Raw genomic sequence first — 25,168 nt, 5'->3', positions numbered from 1 at the left:
ACTTTTTACATCCCATCCTGACTGAGAGGAACGATCATGGTTCTGCGCTCGGAAATTCTGGTGAACAAAAACGTGCTACCGACAAAAGAACAAGCTCTGCCTGGCCGCGAAACCGCAATGACCCTGCCTGAAAAGCACTTCGTGTTCGAAGACACGCCGCTGCTCGGCCCGTTTTTCGAAGACGTCGACTTCGCGATCTTCGGCCTGGGCTGCTTCTGGGGTGCAGAACGCCGCTTCTGGCAGCGCGAAGGCGTGGTCAGCACCGTGGTCGGTTACGCCGGCGGTTACACGCCGAACCCGACCTACGAAGAAGTCTGCTCGGGCCTGACCGGCCACGCTGAAGTGGTTCTGGTGGTGTATGACAAGGCCAAGGTCAGCTACGAAGAGCTGCTGGCGATGTTCTGGGAATTGCACAACCCGACGCAGGGCATGCGCCAGGGCAATGACATCGGCACTCAGTACCGTTCGGTGATCTATGCGACCCATCCGGAGCAACTGGATGCGGCGCTGAAGAGCAAAGCTGTTTATCAGGCTGAGCTGTCGAAGGCGGGTCTGGGTGAAATCAGCACCGAGATTGAACAGGCACCGACCGTTTACTTCGCCGAGACCTATCACCAGCAGTATCTGGCGAAAAATCCGGAAGGCTACTGCGGGATTGGCGGCACCGGCGTTTGCATGCCACCGAGTCTGGCGGGTAACTAAGTCCGCCCTGATCGCTCCCGCGCTATGTGCGGGAGCGATTGACGGTTGATCAGCTCTCGGCGATCAACCAGTCCATCTGCCACCCACCCTGGGTCTGCCCAAGTTTCTTGGACAGCCACGGCAGCAGCTCACGCAATTCTTCCTCCAGCCCCCACGGCGGATTGGCAATCGCCAGGCCAGAGCCGTTCAGGCTGTTCGGCGTGTCCAGCGGATGTACCAGCAGCTCGACCCGCAGCAACTTCGGCGCACCGGTGCCGGCCAGATCCTGATAGAAACGACGCAGCGCACGCTGATCCTTCACCGGATACCAGATCGCGGCCACGGTCTGGCGCATGCGCGAGATCGCCTCTTTCAAGGACGCTGCGCAACGCTGCATCTCGTCGAGTTTCTCGAACGGCGGGTCGATCAGCATCACCGCACGTTTCTCGGCCACCGGCAGCAACGCCCGCGCCACATGCCAGCCCTCCCCCAGATGCACGGCCACACGACGGTCGCCCTTCATGTTGTCCTTGAGCAGCACGCCGTCTTCCGGGTGCTTCTCGTTGAGCAACACCCGGTCCTGGGAACGGGTCAGACGTCGCGCCAGCTCCGGCGAACCGGGGTAATAGCGCAACTGGCCGTCCGGGTTCATCTCGTGCAGCACTTTCATGTAGTCCGCGGTCAGCGCCGGCAAATCCGGCTGATCCCACAACCGCGCGATGCCTTCCAGGTACTCGCCGGTACGGTTGGCCTGATCGCCCTGCAGGTCATACAGACCGATGCCGGCGTGGCTGTCGAGATAGGCAAACGGCTGCTCCTTGCGCGACATCAGGGCGATGAGGCGGGTCAAGGTCAGGTGTTTGAACACATCGGCGTGATTGCCGGCATGGAAGGCGTGACGATAATTCATGGCTGCTCCTGCGAGGGCCGTGAAGTTTACCTTTTACCGGGCGGCAAGTCAGGGGTTGGGGGCTGAGTGGGCGTTCCCGGCGTTACACTGGCCGCAACCACCTGACAGGAAGTCTGAAAATCATGTACCGCCGGATCATTGCCCTCCTGTGCCTGCCGGGTTCATTACACGCCTTCGCTGGCGAAGAACACACCGAACAGTCACGCCAGAATCTGAAGAACTACGGTTTGAGCCACTGCATCCTGGCGCCATTCAAAGAACAATCTGCTCTGGAAAAAGATATCGGTCTGTCCGCCGGAGCCTACTCGTTCATGGGCAAAGGCCTGCACACCGTTGTTCAGAATGAGGACACGCTGCAAGTCGTGCACGATCCTTACAAAGAAACCGAAAACTACGTGCTCGCGGCCTACGATCAGACATCCTCGGCCAGCCAGCACTCGAATCGGAAAGTCGTGTTTTACGCATGCCTTGAGGTTTACAACTCCCACGCTTTCGACAGCTTCATCAGGACCCAAGACGCTTACATCTCAGAATGATCACCCGACGACAGAGGCTACATTCGACGATCCTTTGAGTTCGCTGTTTTGGCGAGGGAGTTTGCAGGGACTGTCAGGCCTGCGTGCGTAGTCGCTTGCCAATCACATCCAACACATCACAGCCGTCACGCAGTGGAATCACGCAGAGCTGGGCGAAGTCGCTGAGGATGATCGAGTCGCACTCGACCGAGCCGCGCATGCACATGTTTTCCAGGACCTGGATCACGGCGCGGATGCGGTAGTTGGCGGCGTCCATCAGGACATCGAGCGGGGCGTGCGTGTCGATGAACAGGGTGGGCATGTCGTTGCAGTTGCTGGTCAGCGCCATGAGGCGGTTGTTGGGGTGAGGGATGAAAGGCTCGTAGGGTGGATCGGGTTTCAATGTTGGCACTGGACTAACTCCTAACGTATTGGATGGAGCCGCCAACTCTCACTTCCACGCATTAGGTGGCGGCTGTACGCAGGTGTGGAAGACCGAGACGTTAGGCACCCGGCGCACTCGAAAGCGCCCCGCGCACAGCCACCAAAAACTCAAACGACAAAAACGTCTGACTGGTGCAGCTTGACGCGCCTAACGATAAAAGGGCTTCCACGCCCTGTCACCGAATTTGCGGTGACAGCCAAAAGACTATCCCCGCACCACCGCGCCCACCAGTTCATGCAAACCGCCGCAACTCGCAGGAAACGTCCGAAGCCTTTGCCCGGAAATTTCACTCTGATTCGTCCCGCAAGTAGTCCAGCAACGCCGAAGACGACGATTCGTCCGACGCCGAAACTGCAAAAAACCTGACAACCTTGCAGCGCAAGACATCGGCAGGAAACGCCTCAGACAGCACCGGCTGCTCCTCGCTCAGCCACTGCAAGGCGTTGTTGATCCGGGCATCATCGCCAAATTGCGCCAGCAGTTTTTCCGGCACCGACCACCAAGGAAACTCCCGCCCCGAGACCCGCGCCCTTCCCCCGATCTCAACGGCCTGACCGTTGATCAAGCCTCGCGTGAGAACCGGTAGTAGTTGCCCGGCATCCACCTCGGACGACTCAAGGATCGGCAACAAAAACCGCCCATCCCAGAACCGGAAGAACACCGCTTTCCCGTCCGGCATCAGCACCTGGGTCAAACTACGAAAGTGCTCGACCACCGCCTCAAGCCCCGCCGAAGAAACCGCCAGCCAACCCCAGTCGCGAGACTCCGTGGTCGCCACCCAATCCAGAAACTCACTGCCTGCCTCGACGATTCCCACGTAGGGCATCACCGCATCCCACTCGGCATAAATCGTTTCCGCCCAGACCGGTTTCGGCATCTGCGCATTCGAAGGCCAGCCCTTCAGCGGCTCTGACGCACTGGCGCTACTGAAAATTGCGAACAACTGCTCAGACGGCTTCAGCGGCACATCCTTCAACCATTGATCAGGCTGCACAGACACCCTCCTTGCAGCGCTCGCATTCTTCGCAGAACGGCGCATCTCCTTTAAGGCTCATGATTTGCGCAGCAGTCAGAATCGCAGCCGGTGCCGCCACCAGTTTCTCCGGCAACCCCGGCACTATCGGCGCAGCACTCATCGCCGCCATCGGCGCGCCACCCACCACAATTGGCACGCTGCTGAAGATCCCGCCGGGGCCGATGTTGATCCACTGCCCGCCCGCCTGAATCGTCGCGCTCGCCCCGCCGTCGATTACCACCTGCTGGCCGGCGCTGACGTGGAATTGCGCACTGGCGTTGATCGCCTGATTGCTTACGCGGATGTGCCGGTCGCCGGTCACCGTAAGATGGTCGTCCTGCTTCACTTCGGTCTGACGCTGACCGTGGGTGATGCGCTGTTCATCGGCTTTCAACTCATGTTTGGCGAGGCCGGTGACGACAATGCTGCGCTGGTTATCCACCTGCACCTGTTGATCATTCAACACATGCTGCGTCCAGTTTCGCTGGGCCCGCAGGTAGATTTCCTCGGCGCCCTTGCGATCCTCGATGCGCAATTCGTTGTAGCCTCCGCCGCCGGGACTACTCTGGCTGCGGAAAATACTGCGGGTCTTGTCAGCCGGCAGGTCCAGCGGCACCGGCGTCGCTGCGTTCGGCAGGCAGCCCATGACCAGCGGTTTGTCGGCATCGGAATCGATGAAACCCACCAGCACTTCCATGCCGACCCGTGGTATCAGCACGCTGCCATAACGGTCATGAGCCCAACCGCTGGCGACCCGCAGCCAGCAGCTGGAATGCTCGTTGAGTTCGCCGTCGCGATCCCAGGCCAGTTGCACCTTGACCCGGCCGTACTCGTCGCAATGGATTTCACTGTCTTGCGGGCCGGTGACCACGGCGGGTTGATAACCGAGCATCCGTGGTTTTTCCGGGCCCATCGGCGGGCGGAAGAACACGTCCCACGGCGTGGCGAGAAAGGTATTACGGTAACCCTGGAATTCGTCGCCATCGCTGGTGACTGATTCCTCCAGCACTTGCGGCTGCCGGCCATGGTGTTCGAGCGAGGTCAGGAGCCAGAGGTCATTCAAATCCTGGCGCGGATGCTCGATCAGCTGCAGGAAATGTCCGCTGATCAAGGCAGATTGATCGCTGCGCCCCTCGGCCTGACGGTAGTCGGCGACATGCCGCTCAAGCGTGCGCTGGGCCCGTTGCTTGCCAGTGGCGCGATCGGTGAACTGGCCGGGGAAATGGTAATCCTCCAGCACCGGGCGCTGTTCGCTTTCCACCCAACTCTGCAGCGGCAGACGTGGTTTGGTGAAGTCGTAATCACGTCGGGTGACCACGCTGGTGCGGGTTTCAACCCGTACGGTGAAGCGCTTGATCGCCGGTGCCGCCGCAGCCATGCCGCTGCCCGGCAGGTACAGCGTCGGCTCGGCCAGACGTGGGAACACCGTTTGATCGTCGCCGAACACCAACAGATGGCCGTCCGGACTGTGCTGGAAGTGGAAGTGAATGCCGACTTCGGCACACAGCCGCTGAATGAACGCCAGATCGCTCTCGGCGTACTGCACGCAATATTCACGGGGCGGGTAGTCGCTGCCGAGGCGAAATTCGAAGGCATCGCGCAGGATCGCGTGATCCTTGAGGATCTGCGTCACGATCTGCGGCACGCTTTGGTGCTGGAAGATCCGCTGATTGATCCGATGCCCCAGATAGGCCAGACGTGGAACAAGACTGACGTGATAGCGGGTCAGACGCTTGCCGGAATCCCCCTGCCCGACCCGATAGATCTGACCGTGGATACCGGAACCGTCGTCATCAAAACTCAGAAACGCTTGACAGTGCAGCAGGCTTTCCAGATCCAGATCCGGCCGCTCACTGACCAGTTCCAGGTCAAAGCGGAAGGGTTGGCTGATGGCTTCCTTGCCCGTGAACTCAAGGACTTTGAGGTCAAACTGGGCGCCTTCGACGGTCAACGTGAAACGCGGTTGATTGGCAGGCGCGAACATCCGATGTCTCTCTGCAGATTGAGGGCGGGCGATTCTGCATGAGGGGCATGGGGTGCAGGTTGGGTGACTGAAAAATCAGATTTCCCCTACTTGAAACTTCGACCTCCCCTTCAAAAATCGGCGCATTCGACTACAGACATTTCCTTCAGAAAAATCGCAGGCAATAAAAAACGGCCCGTTTCCTGGCAGGAAACGGGCCGTCCTTTTGTGAGCCTCAGCTCATTTCCATCACTTGTTCAGATGGAAATCCTTCTCGGCCGCTTCAAAGCGCTGAACCATGCCAGTGCTTGGCTGGCCCATCAGGCTGACCAGGTAGATGGCCAGGCTGGCGAAGATGAAGCCCGGGATGATTTCGTACAGACCCAGCACTTCAAAGTGCTTCCACACGATCACAGTGATCGCGCCGACCAGGATGCCGGCCAGTGCGCCGTCGCGGGTCATCTTCTTCCAGATCACCGAGATCAGGACCACCGGACCGAAGGCTGCACCGAAACCGGCCCAGGCGTAGGACACGAGACCCAGCACGCGGTTTTCCGGATTGGCGGCCAGAGCGATGGCGACCAAAGCGACCAGCAGCACCATCGCACGACCGACCCACACCAGTTCAACCTGGGAAGCGCTCTTGCGCAGGAAAGCCTTGTAGAAGTCTTCGGTCAGGGCGCTGGAGCACACCAGCAACTGGCAGCTCAGGGTGCTCATCACCGCCGCGAGAATCGCCGACAACAGCACGCCTGCAATCCATGGGTTGAACAGGATTTTCGCCAGCTCGATGAACACACGCTCGTGGTTCTCGGTCACTGGACCCGCGACTTCCGGGTGCGCCGAGAAGTAAGCGATACCGAAGAAGCCCACGGCTACGGTGCCGCCCAGGCACAGGATCATCCAGGTCATGGAGATGCGACGGGCGTTGGCGATCGATTTCACCGAATCAGCGGCCATGAAGCGCGCCAGGATGTGCGGCTGGCCGAAGTAGCCCAGACCCCAACCCATCAGCGAGATGATGCCGATGAAAGTGGTGCCCTTGAGCATGTCGAAGTTGCTCGGGTCCTGCGCTTCGATGGCCAGGAACGTGGTATCCACGCCACCGGTCGCCAGCAGAACGATGATCGGCGTCAGGATCAGCGCGAAGATCATCAGGGTGGCTTGCACGGTATCGGTCCAGCTGACCGCGAGGAAACCGCCGACGAAGGTGTAGGCAATCGTCGCCGCAGCACCGGCCCACAGCGCCGTCTCGTAGGACATGCCGAAGGTGCTTTCGAACAGACGGGCACCGGCCACGATGCCGGAAGCGCAGTAGATGGTGAAGAACACCAGAATCACGACTGCCGAAATGATCCGCAGCAGACCGCTCTTGTCTTCGAAACGGCTGGAGAAATAGTCCGGCAGGGTCAGCGCGTCGCCGTTGTGTTCGGTTTGAACTCGCAGACGACCGGCGACGAACAGCCAGTTCAGGTAGGCACCGACGATCAGGCCGATGGCGATCCAGCTTTCGGACAGGCCGGACATGTAGATGGCGCCCGGCAGGCCCATCAGCAACCAGCCGCTCATGTCGGAAGCGCCGGCGGACAATGCCGTCACCACGCTGCCCAGGCTGCGGCCGCCCAGAATGTAGTCAGAAAGGTTGTTGGTGGAGCGATAGGCCATGAAGCCGATCAGCACCATTGCTGCGATGTAGATCACGAACGTGATCAGGGTTGGATTGCTTGCGCTCATTACGTACGTGCCCTGGCTTTGTTTTTATGTAGCGGCGGCGGTTGCACCGTTTGCAGACTGACGTCTGACAGACGATTCGCACGGCCACGCATTTATGACCAATGTTTCCCCAGGAAAGCCATTGGCCGGTGCGCAGGGCTTCCCCGGTTGCACCTTGGGCGCGAATCCTATGCAACAAAGCAAAACAGGTGCAACCAGTTTCTTGAGAATTAGTTGCACCCAGTCGGATTTATCCTACAGAAGTCGCTTTTTGCTCCCTTTTAACGCAGTCACAGCGCTTTTCTAGAAGCAAAAGCACCAAGCAGGAGCAGCACTTTCGTACCAGAAATTATTTCCTGACGAGTTGCCGAATATTCCGACAAAAAAGGGTTGCACCCGGTTGCACCTCTTTCAGCTCGCGGCTAATCTTGCCGCCAGCTGTTGTCGCGCAACTGCGGCACCTATGAGGATAAAAATATGGCTACCACCACCCTTGGGGTCAAACTTGACGACCCGACCCGCGAGCGCCTGAAGGCCGCCGCAACCTCGATTGATCGCACACCGCACTGGCTGATCAAGCAGGCAATTTTCAATTACCTGGAAAAACTCGAGGGTGGTGCAACCCTGACCGAGCTGAACGGCTTGACCGCCAAGGACGCCGACGACGCAGGCGAAGTCCACACCGATCACGCTCACCAATGCTTCCTCGAATTCGCCGAAAGCATCCTGCCGCAGTCGGTGCTGCGCGCCTCGATTACCGCCGCTTACCGTCGCCCAGAGCCAGAAGTGGTGCCGATGCTGATCGAGCAGGCTCGCCTGCCGGCGCCGATGGCCGAAGCCAGCAACAAACTCGCCGCAACCATCGCGGAAAAACTGCGTAACCAGAAGAGTGCCGGCGGTCGTGCAGGCATTGTTCAGGGCCTATTGCAGGAATTCTCCCTGTCGTCCCAGGAAGGCGTGGCGCTGATGTGCCTGGCCGAAGCGCTGCTGCGCATCCCGGACAAGGGCACTCGCGATGCGCTGATCCGCGACAAGATCAGCACCGGCAACTGGCAGCCGCACTTGGGCAATAGCCCGTCGCTGTTCGTCAACGCAGCGACCTGGGGCCTGCTGCTGACCGGCAAACTGGTCTCCACGCACAACGAAGCCGGCCTGACTTCGTCCCTGAGCCGCATCATCGGCAAGAGCGGCGAGCCGATGATCCGCAAGGGCGTCGACATGGCCATGCGCCTGATGGGCGAGCAGTTCGTCACCGGCGAAACCATCGCCGAAGCCCTGGCCAACGCGAGCAAGTTCGAAGCCAAAGGCTTCCGTTATTCCTACGACATGCTCGGTGAAGCGGCGCTGACCGAACACGACGCCCAGAAGTACCTGGCCTCGTACGAACAAGCCATTCACTCGATCGGCAAAGCGTCCCACGGCCGTGGGATTTATGAAGGTCCGGGCATCTCGATCAAACTGTCGGCCCTGCACCCGCGTTACAGCCGCGCCCAGTACGAGCGCGTGATGGACGAGCTGTACCCGCGCCTGCTGTCGCTGACCCTGCTGGCCAAGCAATACGACATCGGCCTGAACATCGACGCCGAAGAAGCCGACCGCCTGGAGCTGTCGCTGGATCTGCTCGAGCGCCTGTGCTTCGAGCCGCAACTGACTGGCTGGAACGGCATCGGTTTCGTGATCCAGGCCTACCAGAAGCGTTGCCCGTACGTGATCGACTACGTGATCGACCTGGCTCGCCGCAGCCGTCATCGCCTGATGATCCGTCTGGTGAAAGGCGCGTACTGGGACAGCGAAATCAAGCGCGCCCAGGTCGAAGGCCTGGAAGGCTATCCGGTCTACACCCGCAAGGTGTACACCGACGTTTCCTACATCGCCTGCGCCCGCAAACTGCTGTCGGTGCCGGAAGTCATCTACCCGCAGTTCGCCACACACAACGCCCACACCCTGTCGGCGATTTATCACATTGCCGGTCAGAACTATTACCCGGGCCAGTACGAATTCCAGTGCCTGCACGGCATGGGCGAACCTTTGTACGAGCAGGTTGTAGGCAAAGTCTCCGAAGGCAAGCTGAACCGTCCGTGCCGCGTGTACGCTCCGGTCGGCACCCACGAAACCCTGCTGGCGTACCTCGTACGTCGTCTGCTGGAAAACGGCGCCAACACCTCGTTCGTCAACCGTATTGCCGACCAGTCGATTTCGATCCAGGAACTGGTGGCCGATCCCGTTGCGCAGATCGAGCAGATGGCAACCGTGGAAGGTGGTTTCGGCCTGCCGCACCCGCGCATTCCGCTGCCGCGTGACCTTTATGGTTCCGAGCGCGCCAACTCCAGCGGCATCGACATGGCCAACGAACATCGTCTGGCCTCGCTGTCCTGCGCCCTGCTGGCCACCGCGCACAACAACTGGAAAGCCGCGCCGATGCTCGGTTGCGCCTCCAGCAACGAAGCGCCGGCACCGGTGCTGAACCCGTCCGATCTGCGTGACGTGGTCGGCCACGTGCAGGAAGCCACCGTCGAAGACGTCGACAACGCCATTCAATGCGCCCTGAACGCCGCACCGATCTGGCAGGCCACCCCGCCCGCCGAGCGTGCCGCGATTCTGGAACGCGCCGCTGATTTGATGGAAGGCGAGATCCAGCCGCTGATGGGCCTGCTGGCCCGCGAAGCCGGCAAGACCTTCGCCAACGCCATCGCCGAAGTCCGCGAAGCCGTCGACTTCCTGCGTTATTACGCGGTGCAGGCACGCAACGATTTCAGCAACGACGCCCACCGCCCACTGGGCCCGGTGGTCTGCATCAGCCCGTGGAACTTCCCCCTGGCGATCTTCAGCGGTCAAGTCGCCGCCGCACTGGCCGCCGGTAACCCGGTGCTGGCCAAACCGGCCGAACAGACTCCGCTGGTCGCCGCACAAGCCGTACGCCTGATGCTCGAAGCCGGGATTCCGGAAGGCGTGCTGCAATTGCTGCCGGGTCGCGGTGAAACCGTCGGCGCTGGTCTGGTGGGTGACGAGCGCGTCAAAGGTGTGATGTTCACCGGTTCCACCGAAGTCGCGCGTCTGCTGCAACGCAACATCGCCGGTCGCCTCGACAACCAGGGCCGTCCGATCCCGCTGATCGCCGAAACCGGCGGCCAGAACGCGATGATCGTCGACTCTTCGGCACTGACCGAACAGGTGGTGATCGACGTGGTGTCGTCGGCCTTCGACAGCGCCGGTCAACGTTGCTCCGCCCTGCGCGTCCTGTGCTTGCAGGAAGATTCCGCAGATCGCGTCATCGAAATGCTCAAAGGCGCGATGGCTGAAAGCCGTCTCGGCAACCCGGAGCGTCTGTCCGTGGACATCGGCCCGGTGATCGACGCCGAAGCCAAGGCCGGTATCGAGAAGCACATCCAGGGCATGCGCGACAAAGGTCGCAACGTGTATCAGGTGGCCATCGCCGATGCCGAGGAAGTCAAACGCGGCACCTTCGTCATGCCGACCCTGATCGAGCTGGAAAGCTTCGACGAACTGCAACGCGAGATCTTCGGCCCGGTGCTGCACGTGGTGCGCTACAAGCGTAAAGAGATCGACCAGTTGATCGCCCAGATCAATGCGTCCGGTTACGGCCTGACCCTCGGCGTGCACACCCGCATCGACGAGACCATCGCGAAGGTGATCGACAACGTCAACGCCGGTAACGTCTACGTCAACCGCAACATCGTGGGTGCCGTGGTCGGCGTCCAGCCGTTCGGCGGCGAAGGCCTGTCGGGTACCGGTCCGAAGGCCGGTGGCCCGCTGTACCTGTACCGTCTGCTGTCGACGCGTCCTACCGATGCCATCGAACAATCCTTCGCTCGCGGTGATGCTGCCGTGGCACCGGACGTTCGTCTGCGCGACGCCATGAGCAAACCGCTGACCGCCCTGAAAGCCTGGGCCGACAGCAACAAGTTCGCCGACCTGAGCACCCTCTGCGTGCAGTACGCAGCGCAGTCGCAAAGCGGTATCACCCGCGTGCTGGCCGGCCCGACCGGCGAGAAGAACAGCTACGCGATCCTGCCGCGTGAGCACGTACTGTGCCTGGCGGACATCGAAGGTGATCTGCTGACCCAGCTCGCGGCAGTGCTGGCGGTGGGCGGTTCGGCGGTCTGGCCGGAATCCGACACCAGCAAGGCATTGTTCGCACGCCTGCCGAAGGAGATTCAGGCGCGGATCAAACTGGTTTCCGACTGGAACAAGGACGACGTGGTGTTCGATGCGGTTCTGCATCACGGCCATTCCGACCAGTTGCGTGCGGTCTGCCAGCAGATCGCCAAGCGTGCCGGCGCCATCGTTGGGGTTCAGGGCCTGTCCCAGGGCGAGACCAACATTGCGCTGGAGCGTCTGGTGATTGAGCGCGCGCTGAGCGTCAACACTGCGGCAGCGGGCGGTAACGCCAGCCTGATGACCATCGGTTAAACTGCTGTAACACCAGGCGACCGCAATGGTCGCCTGGAATGTAATTCCCCTGTGGGAGCGGGCTTGCTCGCGAAGACGTCGTGTCAGTCGATATCAATATCGAATGATCTACCGCTTTCGCGAGCAAGCCCGCTCCCACATTTGTTTTGAGGTGCTTGTTAAGCCGCTGCTCGGCTCCAATATCACCGTTATCAATCTTCCTGTTCAGCCTTTATTCGCACGCCTAGACTCGGCCCATTCCAAAAAAAGGTAGGCCGCCATGTCCGAGACGCTGCTCAGTTCCCGCAATCTGGCTTTCGAGCTGTACGAAGTCCTCGATGCCGAGGGCCTGACCCGGCGCGAGCGGTTTGCCGAGCACAACCGCGAAACCTTCGATGCCGCCATCGGCACGGCGCGCAACATCGCCGAAAAATACTTTGCCCCACACAACCGCAAGGGTGACGAGAACGAGCCGCGCTACGAGAACGGTCAGGCGATTCTGATTCCCGAGGTGAAACCGGCGGTGGATGCCTTCCTCGAAGCCGGATTCCTCAACGCTGCGCGAAGTTTCGACGCCGGTGGCATGCAACTTCCTACACTGCTGTCCCAGGCCTGCTTCGCTCACTTTCAGTCGGCCAACGCGGCTTCGACTTCCTACCCGTTCCTGACCATGGGCGCCGCCAATCTGATCGAAAGCTTCGGCACCGAAGAGCAGAAGCAGCGCTTCCTGCAACCGATGATCGACGGTCGCTTCTTCGGCACCATGGCCCTGACCGAACCCCATGCCGGTTCGTCACTGTCGGATATTCGTACCCGCGCCGAGCCTGCGTCCGACGGCACTTATCGCCTCAAGGGCAACAAGATCTTCATTTCCGGCGGCGATCACCCGCTCTCGGAAAACATCGTGCACATGGTGCTGGCCAAGCTGCCGGACGCGCCGGCCGGGGTGAAGGGTATTTCGCTGTTCATCGTGCCCAAGTTTCTGGTTAACGACGACGGCAGCCTCGGCAAGCGCAACGACGTGCTGCTGGCCGGGCTGTTTCACAAGATGGGCTGGCGCGGAACGACGTCCACCGCGCTGAACTTCGGCGATAACGGCGAGTGCGTCGGCTATCTGGTGGGCAAACCGCATCACGGTCTGAGCTACATGTTCCAGATGATGAACGAGGCGCGGATTGGCGTCGGCATGGGCGCGGTGATGCTCGGTTACGCCGGTTATCTGTACTCGCTGGAATACGCTCGCGAACGTCCGCAGGGCCGGGTGCCGGACAGCAAGGATCCGACGACGGCGCCAGTGGCGATCATTCAGCACGCTGATGTCAGACGCATGCTGCTGACGCAAAAATCCTACGTTGAAGGTGCGTTTGATCTTGGTCTGTATGCGGCACGGTTGTTCGATGACACCACCACGCTGGAAACCGAAGCCGAGCGCAAACAGGCCCATGAACTTCTGGACTTGCTGACGCCGATCGTCAAATCCTGGCCATCGGAGTTCTGCCTCAAGGCCAACGAACTGGCGATCCAGATTCTCGGCGGCCACGGCTACACCCGCGAATACCCGGTGGAGCAGTACTACCGCGACAACCGCCTGAACCCGATCCATGAAGGCACTCACGGTATTCAGTCGCTGGACTTGCTTGGGCGCAAACTGGCGCAGAACGGAGGCGCCGGGCTCAAGCAACTGATTTGCCTGATTGCCGACACCGCCGAACGCGCAGTGGCGTACGAATCGTTGACCGCACTGCGTGAGCCGCTGGAGAAACTGGTGGCGCGCCTTCAGACGGTGACCATCGGTCTGCTGACGGATCTGGCTCAAGGCAAGGTCAACAGCAGCTTGGCGAACTCGGCGCTGTATCTGAAGGTGTTCGGGCACGCGGTGATTGGCTGGCGCTGGCTGGAGCAGGCGATTCGGGCGGAGGAAGGGCTGGCCAGGGGGAATGTGGCGGATGCCGACTTCTATAAGGGCAAGTTGCAGGCGGCGCGGTATTTTCTGACGTGGGAAGTGCCGGGTTGCCAGCATGAGCTGACGTTGCTGGAGGCGCGGGATGATACGTGCCTGGCAATGCAGGACGCGTGGTTCTGATCCCACGGTGATCGTTCCCACGCTCCGCGTGGGAATGCCTCCTGTGACGCTCTGCGTCACGATCTTGAGAGGACGCGGAGCGTCCGGGGCTGCATTCCCACGCAGAGCGTGGGAACGATCAATCAAGATAGTTTGAACCCACCCATCTGCCGCGCCAGATCATCCGCCAACCGCTGCAACATCTGACAATCCTCCCGACACGCCCGAACCTCCCCCGCCGTCGCCCGGGCCAGATCGGAAATCCCCTGCACGTTACGGTTGATCTCCTCGGTCACAGCCGACTGTTCCTCGGTCGCCGTCGCCACCTGGTGGTTCATGTCGCTGATGCGCTCGACCTGCCCGGTAATCGCAGTCAAAGAAGCCCCGGTACGCTGGCTCGATTCAACGCCAGTGCCTGTCGCAGCCTGCCCGGTACGCATCGATGACACCGCGTTCTCCGCGCCCTGCTTGAGGCTGCCGATCATCTGCTGAATCTCGTCGGTAGACGCCTGAGTCCGACGCGCCAGCGTCCGCACCTCGTCTGCCACGACCGCGAAACCACGCCCCATGTCCCCGGCCCGCGCCGCTTCAATTGCCGCGTTCAACGCCAACAGATTGGTCTGCTCGGACACCCCGCGAATCACCGCGAGCACCTGATCGATCGACGCCACCTGATGCGCCAGCTCACCCACCGCGCCCGCCGCGACGCCAATTTCATCGGACATGCTTTCTATATGGCGAATCGAACCGCCCACCACCTCCCGCGCCTGCATCGCTTCATCACGAGCGGTCTGCGAAGCGAGCGCCGCGTTGCCGGCGTTCTGAGCGATTTCCTGCACGGTCAGGCCCATTTCGTGGACGGCGGTGGCGACCATGTCGGTCATTTCCTGCTGGCGACCGGAGCGTTCGGCGGTGTTATCCACAACCCTGGCCACCTGGCCTACGGCAACGCGCAGACGCTCGCTGGTGGTCAGCACTTCGCCGATCATCCCGCGCTGGCTGTCGAGGAAACGGTTGAAGCCCCGGGCGAGGTCGCCCAGCTCGTCGGCGCGGCTGGAATCTAACCGATGGGTCAAATCTCCACCACCGCTACCGATTGCTACCAATGCAGCTGTTACCTGACGAATCGGTCGCACCAACCCCTGGGCCAGCCAGATCACCAGCGCCAGGCAAACCAGCGCCACCACCAGGCCGATGCCGCTGCTCATCCACATCGCCCGGCGGGCTTCGGCGTAGATCTGCGACTGTGGCACTTCGGCCACCAGGGTCCAGCCGAGGTCGCGCAAAGGCAGGCTGAAGGCGAGGAAGTCTTCGCCGTCGCGCTGGAAGCTGCTGTTGGCGGCGACTTTATGGCCCATGACCGCTTGTGCCGCCGAGCTGCCGATCTGCTCGCTCAAGGTGCGCTTGCCGCTGAACTGTGCTTCGGGATGGACCTGAATCAAACCGTCGGAACGCACGAGATAGACCTTCCCGCGCTCGCCGAAGCTGAAATTGTGGATCAGCTCCGACAGCTCTTTCATGCTCAGCCCGAGCCCCGCAACACCCACCACTTTGCCGGCCTGCTCCACCTTCAAATCGATGAACAACGCCAACTCTCCGGTGGCTCCGTCGTTGTCGATGTTCAAGGTTCGCGGCTGATTGCTGTCGAGAAACGAGTAGAACCAGGCATCGGCCGGTTTATCGCGGCTGAGTGTGCGATCCAGGCCTTTTTCGGTGATGTAGTGATTGGATTCGGTGCCGATGATCAGCGCGGTGAACGCCTTGTGTTCGGCGCGGATGCCTTCCAGATACTGCGCGAAGCCCGCCGTTTTGCCGGAGTCTTCACCATTGGCCAGCCAGTCGCGAACCATGGTGTTGCTGGCGATGTCCTTGGCGGCGGTGAGGGGTTGCACGAGGATTCGTTCGATGTCGTTGCGCGTCGCTTCGATGCTCGACGGCAGCGCCTGTTCGACCAGATAGCTCTGGGCGAGGCGGTTGACCACCAGGGTATAAATGCCAACCACGATCAGAATGCTGACCAGCAGGGCGGTGCCCATACCGAGGATCAGCTGCCATTGAATACTGCGACGCCAGAACTGCATGGAGCACCCCCAAAGAATAAGAGGCTGAAACACTGCAACAGCCGTGCCGATTGTATACAGCACAATCGACAATCTTATTCTTTGGTTGTGCGCAACCCCATCAACCCTGATTGATGGTCTTGGCGATGGTCTCGACCGTGGCGCTGACTTGCTCTTGGTAACGCTCGAGTTCTTCCTGATGCTGCTTCTTCATTTCAATCTGCTGCGAGCACAGATTCATCGCCGCCAGCACCAGCAGACGATCGCCGATCAGCGTCGGGTATTTGCGCTTGGTGTCGGCCAGTGCGGCCTTGAGCATCAATGCGGCGTCCAGCAGGGTCTGTTCTTCCCCGGCCGGTGCCTTGATCGAATAGTCCTCCCCCATGATGGAGATGACTTTTACCCCTGCTGTGCCATGGTTCATGCGCTGACAGGACCTGCGTTGACGCGATCAACCAGGGCCTGGATGCGCGCGGCGGTGGCGCCGTGCTTTTCTTCCTGTTCCATCAGGCTCAGTTGCAGGCTTTCGTTTTCATCCTTGGCCTGGGCCAGTTCCGCTGACAGGGTCTGGTTGGTTTCCGACAGGGTCTGGTTCTGTTGCACCAGGTCGCTGACGAGCTGTTCCAATTGGCTGAGGGATGCTTCCAACATTTTGATCTTCCAGGGCTTTTTCAAAGGGCGCGTACGATAAAGAAAAGTCGTCGTTGACGCCAGGGTTAAACCGGCGCAAGGCCTTGATTTTCCTGGCGGCTCGACCGTTCTTGCGAGTCTTAGAGACTGTCATCTGCCGATCTGGTTCCTGCACTTCGTCGCTTGCGTGCGGATGCGACAAATACGCGCACCGACTCAAGACTTTAGTCGTATGACCGATAAGTCATCCAACAGCAGTCTCAGCCCGCATGGATGCGGCCCTTCCTGGTATACGCCCCATGTCCCTTCGCAATATGAATATCGCCCCTCGGGCGTTCACCGGCTTCGCTTTGATTGGTGGCCTGATGCTGATTCTCGGCGTATTCGCCCTGAACCAGATGAGCAAGATCCGCGGCGCCGCCGAGGACATTTCCTCCAGCAGCGTGCCGAGCATCAAGAACCTCGACGAATTCACTCAGCTGACCCTGCGCCTGCGGGTGCTGTCATACCGTTTGCTGGTGAACCGCGAGCCGGATGTTCAGCAGAAAACCATCGAGCTGCTGGAAATGCGCAACCAGCAGATCCGCAAGGCCCAGACCGATTACGAGCCGTTGATCGGCAGCCCTGAAGAGCGTGCGGCCTACGATCAGTATGTGCAGTTGCTGGGTCAGTACCGTCAGATCGAAGACCGGATGAAAACCCTGTCGCGCAACAACCAGGTCGATGAGCTGCGCAACCTGCTGAACACCCAGTTGCTCGACAACTCCGAAGCAATGAACACCGTGCTCAACCGCCTGATGCAAATCAACGGTGAGCAGATCAGCGAAACCAACCAGCAGGCCGCCGACCAGTATTCCTCGGCCTTCAATCTGGTGGTGACCCTGCTGGTGATCGCCACCGGCCTGACCTTCCTGTTCGCCTGGTTGCTGACCGTCAGCATCACCAAGCCGATCGCCAAGGCACTGGATGCGGCGGAAACCATCGCCGAAGGCAACCTGACCCAACCGATCCACGTTGACGGCACCGACGAAGCCGGGCGCCTGCTGGCGGCCATGGCCAAGATGCAGTCGAAGCTGCGCGACACTCTGCAGCGAATCTCCGGCTCGGCTACACAACTGGCCTCCGCCGCCGAAGAGCTGAACAGCGTCACCGACGAAAGCGCCCGCGGCCTGACCCAGCAAAACAACGAAATCGAGCAGGCCGCCACCGCGGTCAACGAGATGACCAGCGCCGTGGAAGAAGTTGCGCGCAACGCGGTCAGCACCTCGGAAGCCTCGAAGAACGCCACCACCTCCGCCGGCGACGGCCGTGATCTGGTGCAGGAAACCGTCAGCGCCATCGAACGCATGAGCGCCGACGTACAGAGCACCGCGACCCTGATCGGCGATCTGGCCAACGAATCCCGCGACATCGGCAAGGTGCTGGACGTGATCCGTGGTCTGGCTGACCAGACCAACCTGCTGGCGCTTAACGCGGCGATTGAAGCGGCCCGTGCCGGTGAAGCCGGTCGTGGTTTTGCCGTGGTGGCTGACGAAGTCCGTGCCCTGGCGCACCGCACCCAGCAGTCGACCAGCGAAATCGAGCGCATGATCGGCAGCATCCAGAGCGGCACCGAACACGCCGTGGACTCGATGCGCAACAGCACCGAGCGCGCCGAGTCGACCCTGAACATCGCCCGTGGCGCCGGCCTGTCGCTGGACACCATCAACACGGCCATCGTCGAAATCAACGAGCGCAACCTGGTGATCGCCAGCGCCGCTGAAGAGCAGGCGCAAGTGGCGCGGGAAGTGGATCGCAACCTGGTGAACATCCGCGATCTGTCGGTGCAATCGGCGACCGGCGCGAATCAGACCAGTGCGGCGAGCAACGAGCTGTCGCGCCTGGCGCTGGATCTGAACAACATGGTTGGACGGTTCAGCCTCTAACCCTCTGCATTGATCGATCCCACGCGGAGCGTGGGAACGATCTTGCGCCAAGCTGAAAAAGCTTTTTGACAGCATCACATTTCAACAGGTTAGAATCGCTGGCACGCAGACTGCATGGTCAGTTTGTGCCCGTCTTTCCGCTTCTGGAGTACTGCCTTTGAATGCGACGACCATCAACAGCCTGTTCTTGATCGGCGCGTTGCTGGTAGGCGCAAGCATTCTTGTCAGCTCCCTTTCTTCCCGTCTCGGCATCCCGATTCTGGTGATCATCCTCGCGGTCGGCATGACTGCCGGGGTCGATGGCGGCGGCATCATTTTCGATAACTACCCGACGGCCTATCTGGTCGGCAACCTCGCATTGGCAGTGATCCTGCTCGACGGCGGCTTGCGCACCCGGGTGTCCAGTTTCCGCGTGGCCCTGTGGCCAGCCTTGTCGCTGGCGACGGTCGGCGTCCTTATCACCACCGGCCTCACCGGCATGGCCGCTGCGTGGCTGTTCGACCTCAACCTGATTCAAGGCCTGCTGATCGGCGCCATCGTTGGTTCCACGGATGCCGCGGCAGTGTTCTCGCTGCTCGGCGGCAAAGGCTTGAACGAACGGGTGACCGCCAGCCTGGAAATCGAATCCGGCAGTAACGACCCGATGGCGGTGTTCCTCACCGTGACCCTGATCGACATGCTCGCCAGCGGCCAGACCGGCCTGCACTGGAGCCTGCTGACCCACCTGATCCGCGAGTTCGGCATCGGTGGCGTGATCGGTCTGGGCGGTGGCTGGCTGATGCTGCAACTGGTCAACCGGATCAATCTGGCCGCCGGCCTGTATCCGATTCTGGTGATCGCCGGCGGTCTGGTGGTGTTCGCCCTGACCAACGCCCTGCACGGCAGCGGCTTCCTCGCCGTGTACCTGTGCGGTCTGGTGATCGGCAACCGCCCGGTGCGCAGCCGCCACGGCATCCTGCACATGCTCGACGGCATGGCGTGGCTGGCGCAGATCGGCATGTTCCTGGTGCTGGGCTTGCTGGTTACTCCGCACGACTTGCTGCCGATCGCCTTGCCTGCTCTGGGCCTGGCGCTGTGGATGATTCTGTTCGCACGGCCGCTGTCGGTGGTGGTCGGGTTGCTGCCGTTCAAGGCTTTCCATGGTCGCGAAAAGGCGTTCATTTCCTGGGTCGGCCTGCGCGGCGCGGTACCGATCATTCTCGCGGTGTTCCCGCTGATGGCCGGGCTGCCGAATGCGCAGCTGTACTTCAACCTCGCCTTCTTTATCGTGCTGGTGTCGCTGCTGGTGCAGGGCACGAGCCTGCCGTGGGTGGCCAAGCTGCTCAAGGTGACGGTGCCGCCGGAGCCGGCGCCGATCTCCCGCGCGGCCCTCGAAGTCCACGTCACCAGCGAGTGGGAGCTGTTCGTCTACAAGCTCGGCGCGGAAAAATGGTGCATCGGTTCGCCCCTGCGCGAACTGAAAATGCCCGAAGGCACCCGTATCGCCGCCCTGTTTCGCGGCCAGCAACTGCTCCATCCGTCGGGTAGTACGGTGCTGGAAGTCGATGATTTGCTGTGTGTTATCGGCCATGAACACAACCTTGCGGCCCTCGGAAAACTGTTCAGCCAGGCGCCGCAACGGGGCCTCGACCTGCGCTTCTTCGGCGACTTCGTACTTGAAGGAGACGCCCAGCTCAAAGCCGTTGCCGCCCTGTACGGCCTGCCCGCCGAAGGCATCGATCCGGACATGACCCTGGGCCACTTCATTGCCCAGAAAGTCGGCGGTGCACCGATCGTTGGCGACCAGGTGGAATGGAACAACACCCACTGGACGGTTGCGGTCATGGACGGGAACAAGATCGGCAAAGTGGGCGTCAGATTCCCCGAAGGAAGTCGCCCGGGCCCCGGGCTCTTCCTCTAAACTGCGTCCACTCTCACTTGCTTGACCGGTCTCTATGCCTACCCTGCGATCTTTTTTCCTCGCGGCCCTGCTGGGCCTGAGTCTTTCCGTCGGCCCACTGCAGGCCGCTGAACCGCCGTCCAGCGACGCCGTGCAGGCCAGCCTGGACAAACTCACCGACAGCAAACTGCCCGAGGCCGACAAGAAGGCCCTGCAGACGGTTCTGCAAAACACGCTGAATCAGCTCAACAACCGGCGTGACTACGAGCAGAAGCTGATCGACCTCAAGCAGCAACTGGCGACTGCGCCGAAGCAGACCATCGAGAATGCGCGCGAGCTGACCCGACTCAAGGCCAGCGCCGTGGTGCCGGTGGCGCAGCGCTTCCCCAAGGAAAACATCCAGCAGCTGGAGCAGATGCTCACCGAGCGCTCGACCCAGCAGAGCGATCTGCAAAAGGCCCTGGCCGACGCCAACAGCCTGATCATCACCGCCCAGACCCGCCCCGAGCGCGCCCAGGCGGAAATCGCCAGCAGCCAGACACGCATCCAGCAGATCAACAACATCCTCAAGACCGGCAAGGACAGCGGCAAGACCCTGAGCGCCGAGCAACGCGACCTGCTCAACGCCGAACTGGCGGCGATCAATGCACTGATCCCGCTGCGCCGGCAGGAACTGGCCGGCAACAACCAGTTGCAGGATCTGGGCAACAGCCAGCATGACCTGCTCTCGGAGAAATCCGACCGTCTGGACCGCGAGATCCAGGAACTGCAAACCCTGATCAACCAGAAGCGTCTGACCCTGTCGCAGGAAACCGTGACGCAGCAATCGATCGAGGCTCAGAAGTCCGGCAGCAGTACCCTGCTCGCCACGGAAAGCGCGGCCAACCTCAAGCTCTCCGACTACCTGCTCAAAAGCACCGACCGCCTCAACGAACTGACCCAACAGAACCTGCAGACCAAGCAGCAACTGGACAGCGTGACCCAGAGCGATTCCGCCCTCGACGAGCAGATCAACGTACTCAAGGGCAGCCTGCTGCTGTCGAAGATTCTCTATAAACAGAAACAGGCGCTGCCGCGTCTCAAGGTCGACCGCGATCTGGCGGACCAGATCGCCGACATTCGCCTGTACCAGTTCGAAATCAACCAACAGCGCGAACAGCTGAGCAATCCGGCGACTTACGTCGACAACCTGCTGTCCACCCAGCCGCCGGAACAAGTCACGCCGCAACTGCGCAAAAGTCTGCTGGAGCTGGCCAACACCCGCGTCGACCTGCTGGAACGGCTGAGCCGTGAACTGAGCGCGATGCTCAACGAATCGATCACCCTGCAACTGAACCAGAAGCAACTGCTGAGCACCGCGCAAAGCCTGCGCGCGACCCTCGACGAGCAGATGTTCTGGATTCCGAGCAACAAGCCGCTGGACACCGAATGGATGCGCGGCGTGCCGGAGCGCCTGAAGCGTCAGATCGACACCCTGCCGCTGGCCTCGAGCTTCAGCGAACTGACCGACGGCCTGACCCAGCGACCGCTGTTGTTCCTGCCGCTGGCGCTGCTGATCGGCGCGCTGCTGTGGCGGCGCAAGCAACTGTATTCGCGCCTGAACAAGGTTCACCAGGACATCGGCCACTTCAAGCGTGACAGCCAGTGGCACACGCCGCAGGCAATCCTGATCAATATTCTGCTGGCGATGCCGGTGGCGCTGGGCCTGGCCCTGTGCGGGCTGGCGTTGCAGATCGACGCCCGCGGGCAGAACGCCAATATGGGCGCGGCGCTGCTGCAAATGGCCCAGGCGTGGCTGGTGTTCTACACCGCTTACCGGATCCTCGCGCCGGGTGGCGTGGCCGAATTGCACTTCCGCTGGGAAAAACCGCAGGTCGAATTCCTGCAAGGCTGGGTACGTCGTCTCGGACTGGTGGTCATGGCGCTGGTGGCCGTGGTGGCGGTCGCCGAGCTGCAACCGGCGGCGCTGGCCGATGACGTGCTGGGCATGCCGGTGGTACTGACCTGCTACGCGCTGATGGCGTGGCTGCTCAGTCGCCTGCTGATCAGCAGCCCGACCCACGAAAACGCCTCGCTGTTCCGCAAGGCCGTGGGCGTGATGTTCACCCTGCTGCCTATCGCGTTGTTCGTCGCCGTGTGCTTCGGCTATTACTACACCGCGCTGAAGCTCAGCGACCGCTTGATCAACACGTTGTACCTGCTGATGTTCTGGCTGGTGATCGAAGCCACGTTCGTCCGTGGTCTCGCGGTCGCGGCACGTCGTCTGGCTTACCAGCGCGCCCTGGCCAAACGTCAGGCCGCGAAAGAAGCCGGCGACGGCGAAGCGGTGATCGAAGAGCCGACCCTGGACATCGAAAAGGTCAACGAACAGTCCCTGCGCCTGATCCGTCTGGCGCTGCTCGGCGGTTTCATCGCCGCGCTGTACTGGGTCTGGGCCGACCTGATCACGGTGTTCTCGTACCTCGACAACATCACCCTCTACGAATACACCAGCGGCACCGGCGCCAACATGAGCATGGTGCCGATCAGCATCGGCGACATGCTCGGCGCGCTGATCATCATCGGCATCACCTTTGCGCTCGCCCGCAACTTGCCGGGTCTGCTTGAAGTGTTCGTGTTGTCGAAACTCAATCTGGCCCAGGGCAGTGCCTACGCGACCACGACGCTGCTGTCGTACGTGATCGCCGGGGTCGGTTTCGTCTCGACCCTGTCGACCCTTGGCGTGAGCTGGGACAAGTTGCAATGGCTGGTGGCGGCGCTGTCGGTCGGTCTCGGCTTCGGCATGCAGGAGATCTTCGCGAACTTTATCTCCGGCATCATGATCCTGTTCGAACGCCCGGTGCGGATCGGCGACACCATCACCATCGGCAACCTGTCCGGTACGGTGAGCAAGATCCGCATCCGCGCCACGACCATCACCGACTTCGACCGCAAGGACATCATTGTCCCGAACAAGACGTTCATCACCGGGCAACTGATCAACTGGTCGCTGACCGACACCATCACCCGGGTGACCCTGAAACTGGGCGTCGATTACGGCTCGGATCTGGATCTGGTCAAGGAACTGCTGCTCAAGGCCGCCCGGGAAAACCCGCGCGTGCTCAAGGAACCCGAGCCGCACGTGTACTTCCTCAACTTCGGCGAAAGCACCCTCGACCACGAATTGCGCATGCATGTGCGTGATCTCGGCGACCGCAACCCGGTACTCGATGAGGTCAACCGCTTCATCAACCGCGAGTTCAAGAAGCAGCACATCAACATCTCGTTCCGCCAGATGGAGGTTTACCTGAAGAACCTCCACGGTCAGGAATACAAGATGGTGCCGATCGAGCCGGAAACCAAAACCATCGTGCCGGTCAGCGACGACCAGAAGCCGTTGCAGGAACCGCCGCCGGCCAAACTCGACTAACCCGGCTAATCCCAGCAGAATGCTCGGACATTCTGCTGGAGCCGGCCCTTGAAAGCCCTCGACGAACTGACCTTCGACAACCGCTTCGCCCGCCTGGGCGATGCGTTCTCGGCCCACGTACTGCCCGAATCGATCGACAATCCTCGGCTGGTGGTGGCCAGCCCTGCGGCCCTGGCGCTGCTGGATCTCGACCCGGCGATGGCCGACACCCAGGAATTTGCCGAGCTGTTCGGCGGCCACAAACTGTGGGCCGATGCCGAGCCGCGGGCGATGGTCTATTCCGGGCATCAGTTCGGCGGTTACACCCCGCAACTGGGCGATGGCCGCGGGTTGTTGCTGGGCGAGGTCTACAACGCGGCCGGTGAGCACTGGGACTTGCATCTGAAGGGCGCCGGGCAGACGCCGTTCTCGCGCATGGGCGACGGTCGCGCGGTGCTGCGTTCGTCGATCCGCGAGTTCCTCGCATCCGAAGCGCTGCATGCGCTGAACATCCCGTCTTCACGCGCCGCCTGCGTGATCGGCTCCGACACCCCGGTCTGGCGTGAGAAACAGGAGCGCGCCGCCATGGTGCTGCGCCTGGCGCCGAGCCACATCCGTTTCGGCCATTTCGAATATTTCTATTACACCAAGCGTCCCGAGCAGCAGAAGCAGCTCGGCGAACACGTCTTGGCGATGCACTACCCCGAATGCCTGGAACAGCCGGAACCGTATCTGGCGATGTTCCGCGAGATCGTCGAGCGCAACGCCGAACTGATCGCCAAATGGCAGGCCTACGGCTTCTGCCACGGCGTGATGAACACCGACAACATGTCGATCCTCGGCATCACCTTCGACTTCGGCCCGTTCGCCTTCCTCGATGATTTCGACGCCAACTTCATCTGCAACCACTCCGACGATCAGGGCCGCTACTCCTTCAGCAATCAGGTGCCGGTCGGCCAGTGGAACCTCAGCGCCCTGGCCCAGGCCCTGACACCGTTCATCAGCGTCGAAGCCCTGCGCGAAACCCTCGGCCTGTACCTGCCACTGTTCCAGGCGCACTACCTCGACCTGATGCGCCGCCGCTTCGGCTTCACCTCCGCCGAGGACGACGACCAGCCACTGCTGGAGCAACTGCTGCAACTGATGCAGAACAGCGGCGTCGACTACACGCTGTTCTTCCGCCGCCTGGGCGAAGAGTCAGCCGAACAGGCCGTCGCTCGCCTGCGCGATGATTTCGTCGATATCAAGGGTTTCGATGCCTGGGGCGAGCGCTACGTCGCCCGTGTCGCACGCGATGGCGCGACCGATCAGGAGCAACGCCGTGCGCGGATGCATGCGGTGAATCCGCTGTACATCCTGCGCAATTACCTGGCGCAGAAGGCGATTGATGCTGCCGAGCAGGGTGACTACTCCGAGGTGCGACGGCTGCATGCGGTGCTGAGCAATCCATTCGAGGAACAGCCTGGAATGGAGAGCTATGCGGAACGGCCGCCGGAGTGGGGCAAGCATCTGGAGATCAGTTGTTCGTCGTAAGCGGGAACGACTGGACCTTGATAATCGATCCGTACGGCT

Annotated in this window: 16 protein-coding genes and 1 pseudogene; 8 read left to right on the top strand and 9 right to left on the bottom strand. The window is 61.3% G+C overall.

Annotation, left to right across the window (positions count from 1 at the left end):
* Positions 1 to 36 precede the first annotated feature (36 nt).
* Positions 37 to 702, top strand: a complete 666-nt coding sequence (msrA, locus tag KJY40_RS03290; protein WP_007952303.1) for a peptide-methionine (S)-S-oxide reductase MsrA — start codon at positions 37 to 39, stop codon at positions 700 to 702.
* A gap of 49 nt (positions 703 to 751) precedes the next feature.
* Here msrA and KJY40_RS03285 read toward each other — a convergent pair whose 3' ends face one another.
* Complete coding sequence (locus KJY40_RS03285; protein ID WP_064382876.1) at positions 752 to 1,591, bottom strand: 23S rRNA (adenine(2030)-N(6))-methyltransferase RlmJ; 840 nt, start codon at positions 1,589 to 1,591, stop codon at positions 752 to 754.
* Between the two features lie 122 nt (positions 1,592 to 1,713).
* Between KJY40_RS03285 and KJY40_RS03280 the strand changes: the two genes are divergently transcribed.
* Positions 1,714 to 2,127: a hypothetical protein gene (locus tag KJY40_RS03280; protein WP_230734964.1), complete on the top strand. Its 414-nt coding sequence runs from the start codon at positions 1,714 to 1,716 to the stop codon at positions 2,125 to 2,127.
* A gap of 73 nt (positions 2,128 to 2,200) precedes the next feature.
* On the opposite strand, the gene KJY40_RS03275 is transcribed toward KJY40_RS03280, so the two are convergent.
* The 4 genes from KJY40_RS03275 to putP all read right to left on the bottom strand — a co-directional run bounded on the left by KJY40_RS03275 (position 2,201) and on the right by putP (position 7,263).
* Positions 2,201 to 2,518, bottom strand: a complete 318-nt coding sequence (locus tag KJY40_RS03275; RefSeq protein ID WP_230734962.1) for a hypothetical protein — start codon at positions 2,516 to 2,518, stop codon at positions 2,201 to 2,203.
* 319 nt (positions 2,519 to 2,837) lie between these two features.
* Positions 2,838 to 3,545 carry a DUF4123 domain-containing protein gene (locus KJY40_RS03270; protein ID WP_407681984.1) on the bottom strand — a complete coding sequence of 236 codons (708 nt, stop codon included), beginning with the start codon at positions 3,543 to 3,545 and terminating at the stop codon, positions 2,838 to 2,840.
* Complete coding sequence (locus tag KJY40_RS03265; protein ID WP_230734958.1) at positions 3,535 to 5,550, bottom strand: type VI secretion system Vgr family protein; 2,016 nt, start codon at positions 5,548 to 5,550, stop codon at positions 3,535 to 3,537. The genes KJY40_RS03270 and KJY40_RS03265 overlap by 11 nt, the downstream gene beginning before the upstream one ends.
* Positions 5,551 to 5,778: 228 nt before the next feature.
* Entirely contained in the window at positions 5,779 to 7,263 is a 1,485-nt protein-coding gene (gene putP, locus KJY40_RS03260; protein ID WP_230734956.1) for a sodium/proline symporter PutP, read from the bottom strand.
* 456 nt (positions 7,264 to 7,719) lie between these two features.
* Between putP and putA the strand changes: the two genes are divergently transcribed.
* Both putA and KJY40_RS03250 read left to right on the top strand, forming a co-directional pair.
* Positions 7,720 to 11,673, top strand: a complete 3,954-nt coding sequence (putA, locus tag KJY40_RS03255) for a trifunctional transcriptional regulator/proline dehydrogenase/L-glutamate gamma-semialdehyde dehydrogenase (protein ID WP_230734954.1) — start codon at positions 7,720 to 7,722, stop codon at positions 11,671 to 11,673.
* Between the two features lie 259 nt (positions 11,674 to 11,932).
* A complete protein-coding gene (locus KJY40_RS03250; RefSeq protein ID WP_230734952.1) occupies positions 11,933 to 13,735 on the top strand; it encodes an acyl-CoA dehydrogenase in 1,803 nt (600 codons plus the stop codon).
* A 122-nt stretch (positions 13,736 to 13,857) separates the two neighbouring features.
* Here KJY40_RS03250 and KJY40_RS29875 read toward each other — a convergent pair whose 3' ends face one another.
* From KJY40_RS29875 to KJY40_RS03235, 4 genes and pseudogenes are all read right to left on the bottom strand, one after another.
* The gene (locus tag KJY40_RS29875) at positions 13,858 to 14,589 is read right to left on the bottom strand and encodes a methyl-accepting chemotaxis protein (protein WP_425273009.1); all 732 of its coding nucleotides are present in this window, start codon (positions 14,587 to 14,589) and stop codon (positions 13,858 to 13,860) included.
* A 135-nt stretch (positions 14,590 to 14,724) separates the two neighbouring features.
* Positions 14,725 to 15,750: pseudogene (locus KJY40_RS29870) on the bottom strand (cache domain-containing protein); the annotation flags it as partial.
* A gap of 145 nt (positions 15,751 to 15,895) precedes the next feature.
* Complete coding sequence (locus tag KJY40_RS03240) at positions 15,896 to 16,198, bottom strand: cell division protein ZapA (protein ID WP_007952314.1); 303 nt, start codon at positions 16,196 to 16,198, stop codon at positions 15,896 to 15,898.
* A complete protein-coding gene (locus tag KJY40_RS03235) occupies positions 16,195 to 16,425 on the bottom strand; it encodes a cell division protein ZapB (protein ID WP_230734948.1) in 231 nt (76 codons plus the stop codon). The genes KJY40_RS03240 and KJY40_RS03235 overlap by 4 nt, the downstream gene beginning before the upstream one ends.
* A 278-nt stretch (positions 16,426 to 16,703) precedes the next feature.
* Here KJY40_RS03235 and KJY40_RS03230 point away from each other — a divergent pair, with 278 nt between their 5' ends.
* From KJY40_RS03230 to selO, 4 genes are all read left to right on the top strand, one after another.
* The gene (locus KJY40_RS03230; protein ID WP_045121683.1) at positions 16,704 to 18,329 is read left to right on the top strand and encodes a methyl-accepting chemotaxis protein; all 1,626 of its coding nucleotides are present in this window, start codon (positions 16,704 to 16,706) and stop codon (positions 18,327 to 18,329) included.
* Positions 18,330 to 18,486: 157 nt separating this feature from the next.
* Entirely contained in the window at positions 18,487 to 20,229 is a 1,743-nt protein-coding gene (locus KJY40_RS03225) for a potassium/proton antiporter (RefSeq protein ID WP_230734946.1), read from the top strand.
* A 34-nt stretch (positions 20,230 to 20,263) separates the two neighbouring features.
* The gene (gene mscK, locus KJY40_RS03220) at positions 20,264 to 23,617 is read left to right on the top strand and encodes a mechanosensitive channel MscK (RefSeq protein ID WP_230734944.1); all 3,354 of its coding nucleotides are present in this window, start codon (positions 20,264 to 20,266) and stop codon (positions 23,615 to 23,617) included.
* Between the two features lie 48 nt (positions 23,618 to 23,665).
* Positions 23,666 to 25,129: a protein adenylyltransferase SelO gene (selO, locus tag KJY40_RS03215; RefSeq protein ID WP_230734942.1), complete on the top strand. Its 1,464-nt coding sequence runs from the start codon at positions 23,666 to 23,668 to the stop codon at positions 25,127 to 25,129.
* Positions 25,130 to 25,168 lie beyond the last annotated feature (39 nt).

It is taken from the genome of Pseudomonas fitomaticsae (assembly GCF_021018765.1).
Lineage (GTDB): Bacteria > Pseudomonadota > Gammaproteobacteria > Pseudomonadales > Pseudomonadaceae > Aquipseudomonas > Aquipseudomonas fitomaticsae.
Note: the sequence above shows the minus strand (reverse complement) of the source record. Positions and strands in the feature narration are given on the sequence as shown.

Excerpts from the sequence above, each read along its gene's own strand:
- msrA (WP_007952303.1), top strand. The coding sequence starts at position 37 with ATGGTTCTGCGCTCGGAAATTCTGGTGAACAAAAACGTGCTACCGACA.
- KJY40_RS03285 (WP_064382876.1), bottom strand. The coding sequence starts at position 1,591 with ATGAATTATCGTCACGCCTTCCATGCCGGCAATCACGCCGATGTGTTC.
- KJY40_RS03280 (WP_230734964.1), top strand. The coding sequence starts at position 1,714 with ATGTACCGCCGGATCATTGCCCTCCTGTGCCTGCCGGGTTCATTACAC.
- KJY40_RS03265 (WP_230734958.1), bottom strand. The coding sequence starts at position 5,550 with ATGTTCGCGCCTGCCAATCAACCGCGTTTCACGTTGACCGTCGAAGGC.
- putP (WP_230734956.1), bottom strand. The coding sequence starts at position 7,263 with ATGAGCGCAAGCAATCCAACCCTGATCACGTTCGTGATCTACATCGCA.
- putA (WP_230734954.1), top strand. The coding sequence starts at position 7,720 with ATGGCTACCACCACCCTTGGGGTCAAACTTGACGACCCGACCCGCGAG.
- KJY40_RS03250 (WP_230734952.1), top strand. The coding sequence starts at position 11,933 with ATGTCCGAGACGCTGCTCAGTTCCCGCAATCTGGCTTTCGAGCTGTAC.
- KJY40_RS29875 (WP_425273009.1), bottom strand. The coding sequence starts at position 14,589 with ATGGTCGCCACCGCCGTCCACGAAATGGGCCTGACCGTGCAGGAAATC.
- KJY40_RS03240 (WP_007952314.1), bottom strand. The coding sequence starts at position 16,198 with ATGAACCATGGCACAGCAGGGGTAAAAGTCATCTCCATCATGGGGGAG.
- KJY40_RS03235 (WP_230734948.1), bottom strand. The coding sequence starts at position 16,425 with ATGTTGGAAGCATCCCTCAGCCAATTGGAACAGCTCGTCAGCGACCTG.
- KJY40_RS03230 (WP_045121683.1), top strand. The coding sequence starts at position 16,704 with ATGTCCCTTCGCAATATGAATATCGCCCCTCGGGCGTTCACCGGCTTC.
- mscK (WP_230734944.1), top strand. The coding sequence starts at position 20,264 with ATGCCTACCCTGCGATCTTTTTTCCTCGCGGCCCTGCTGGGCCTGAGT.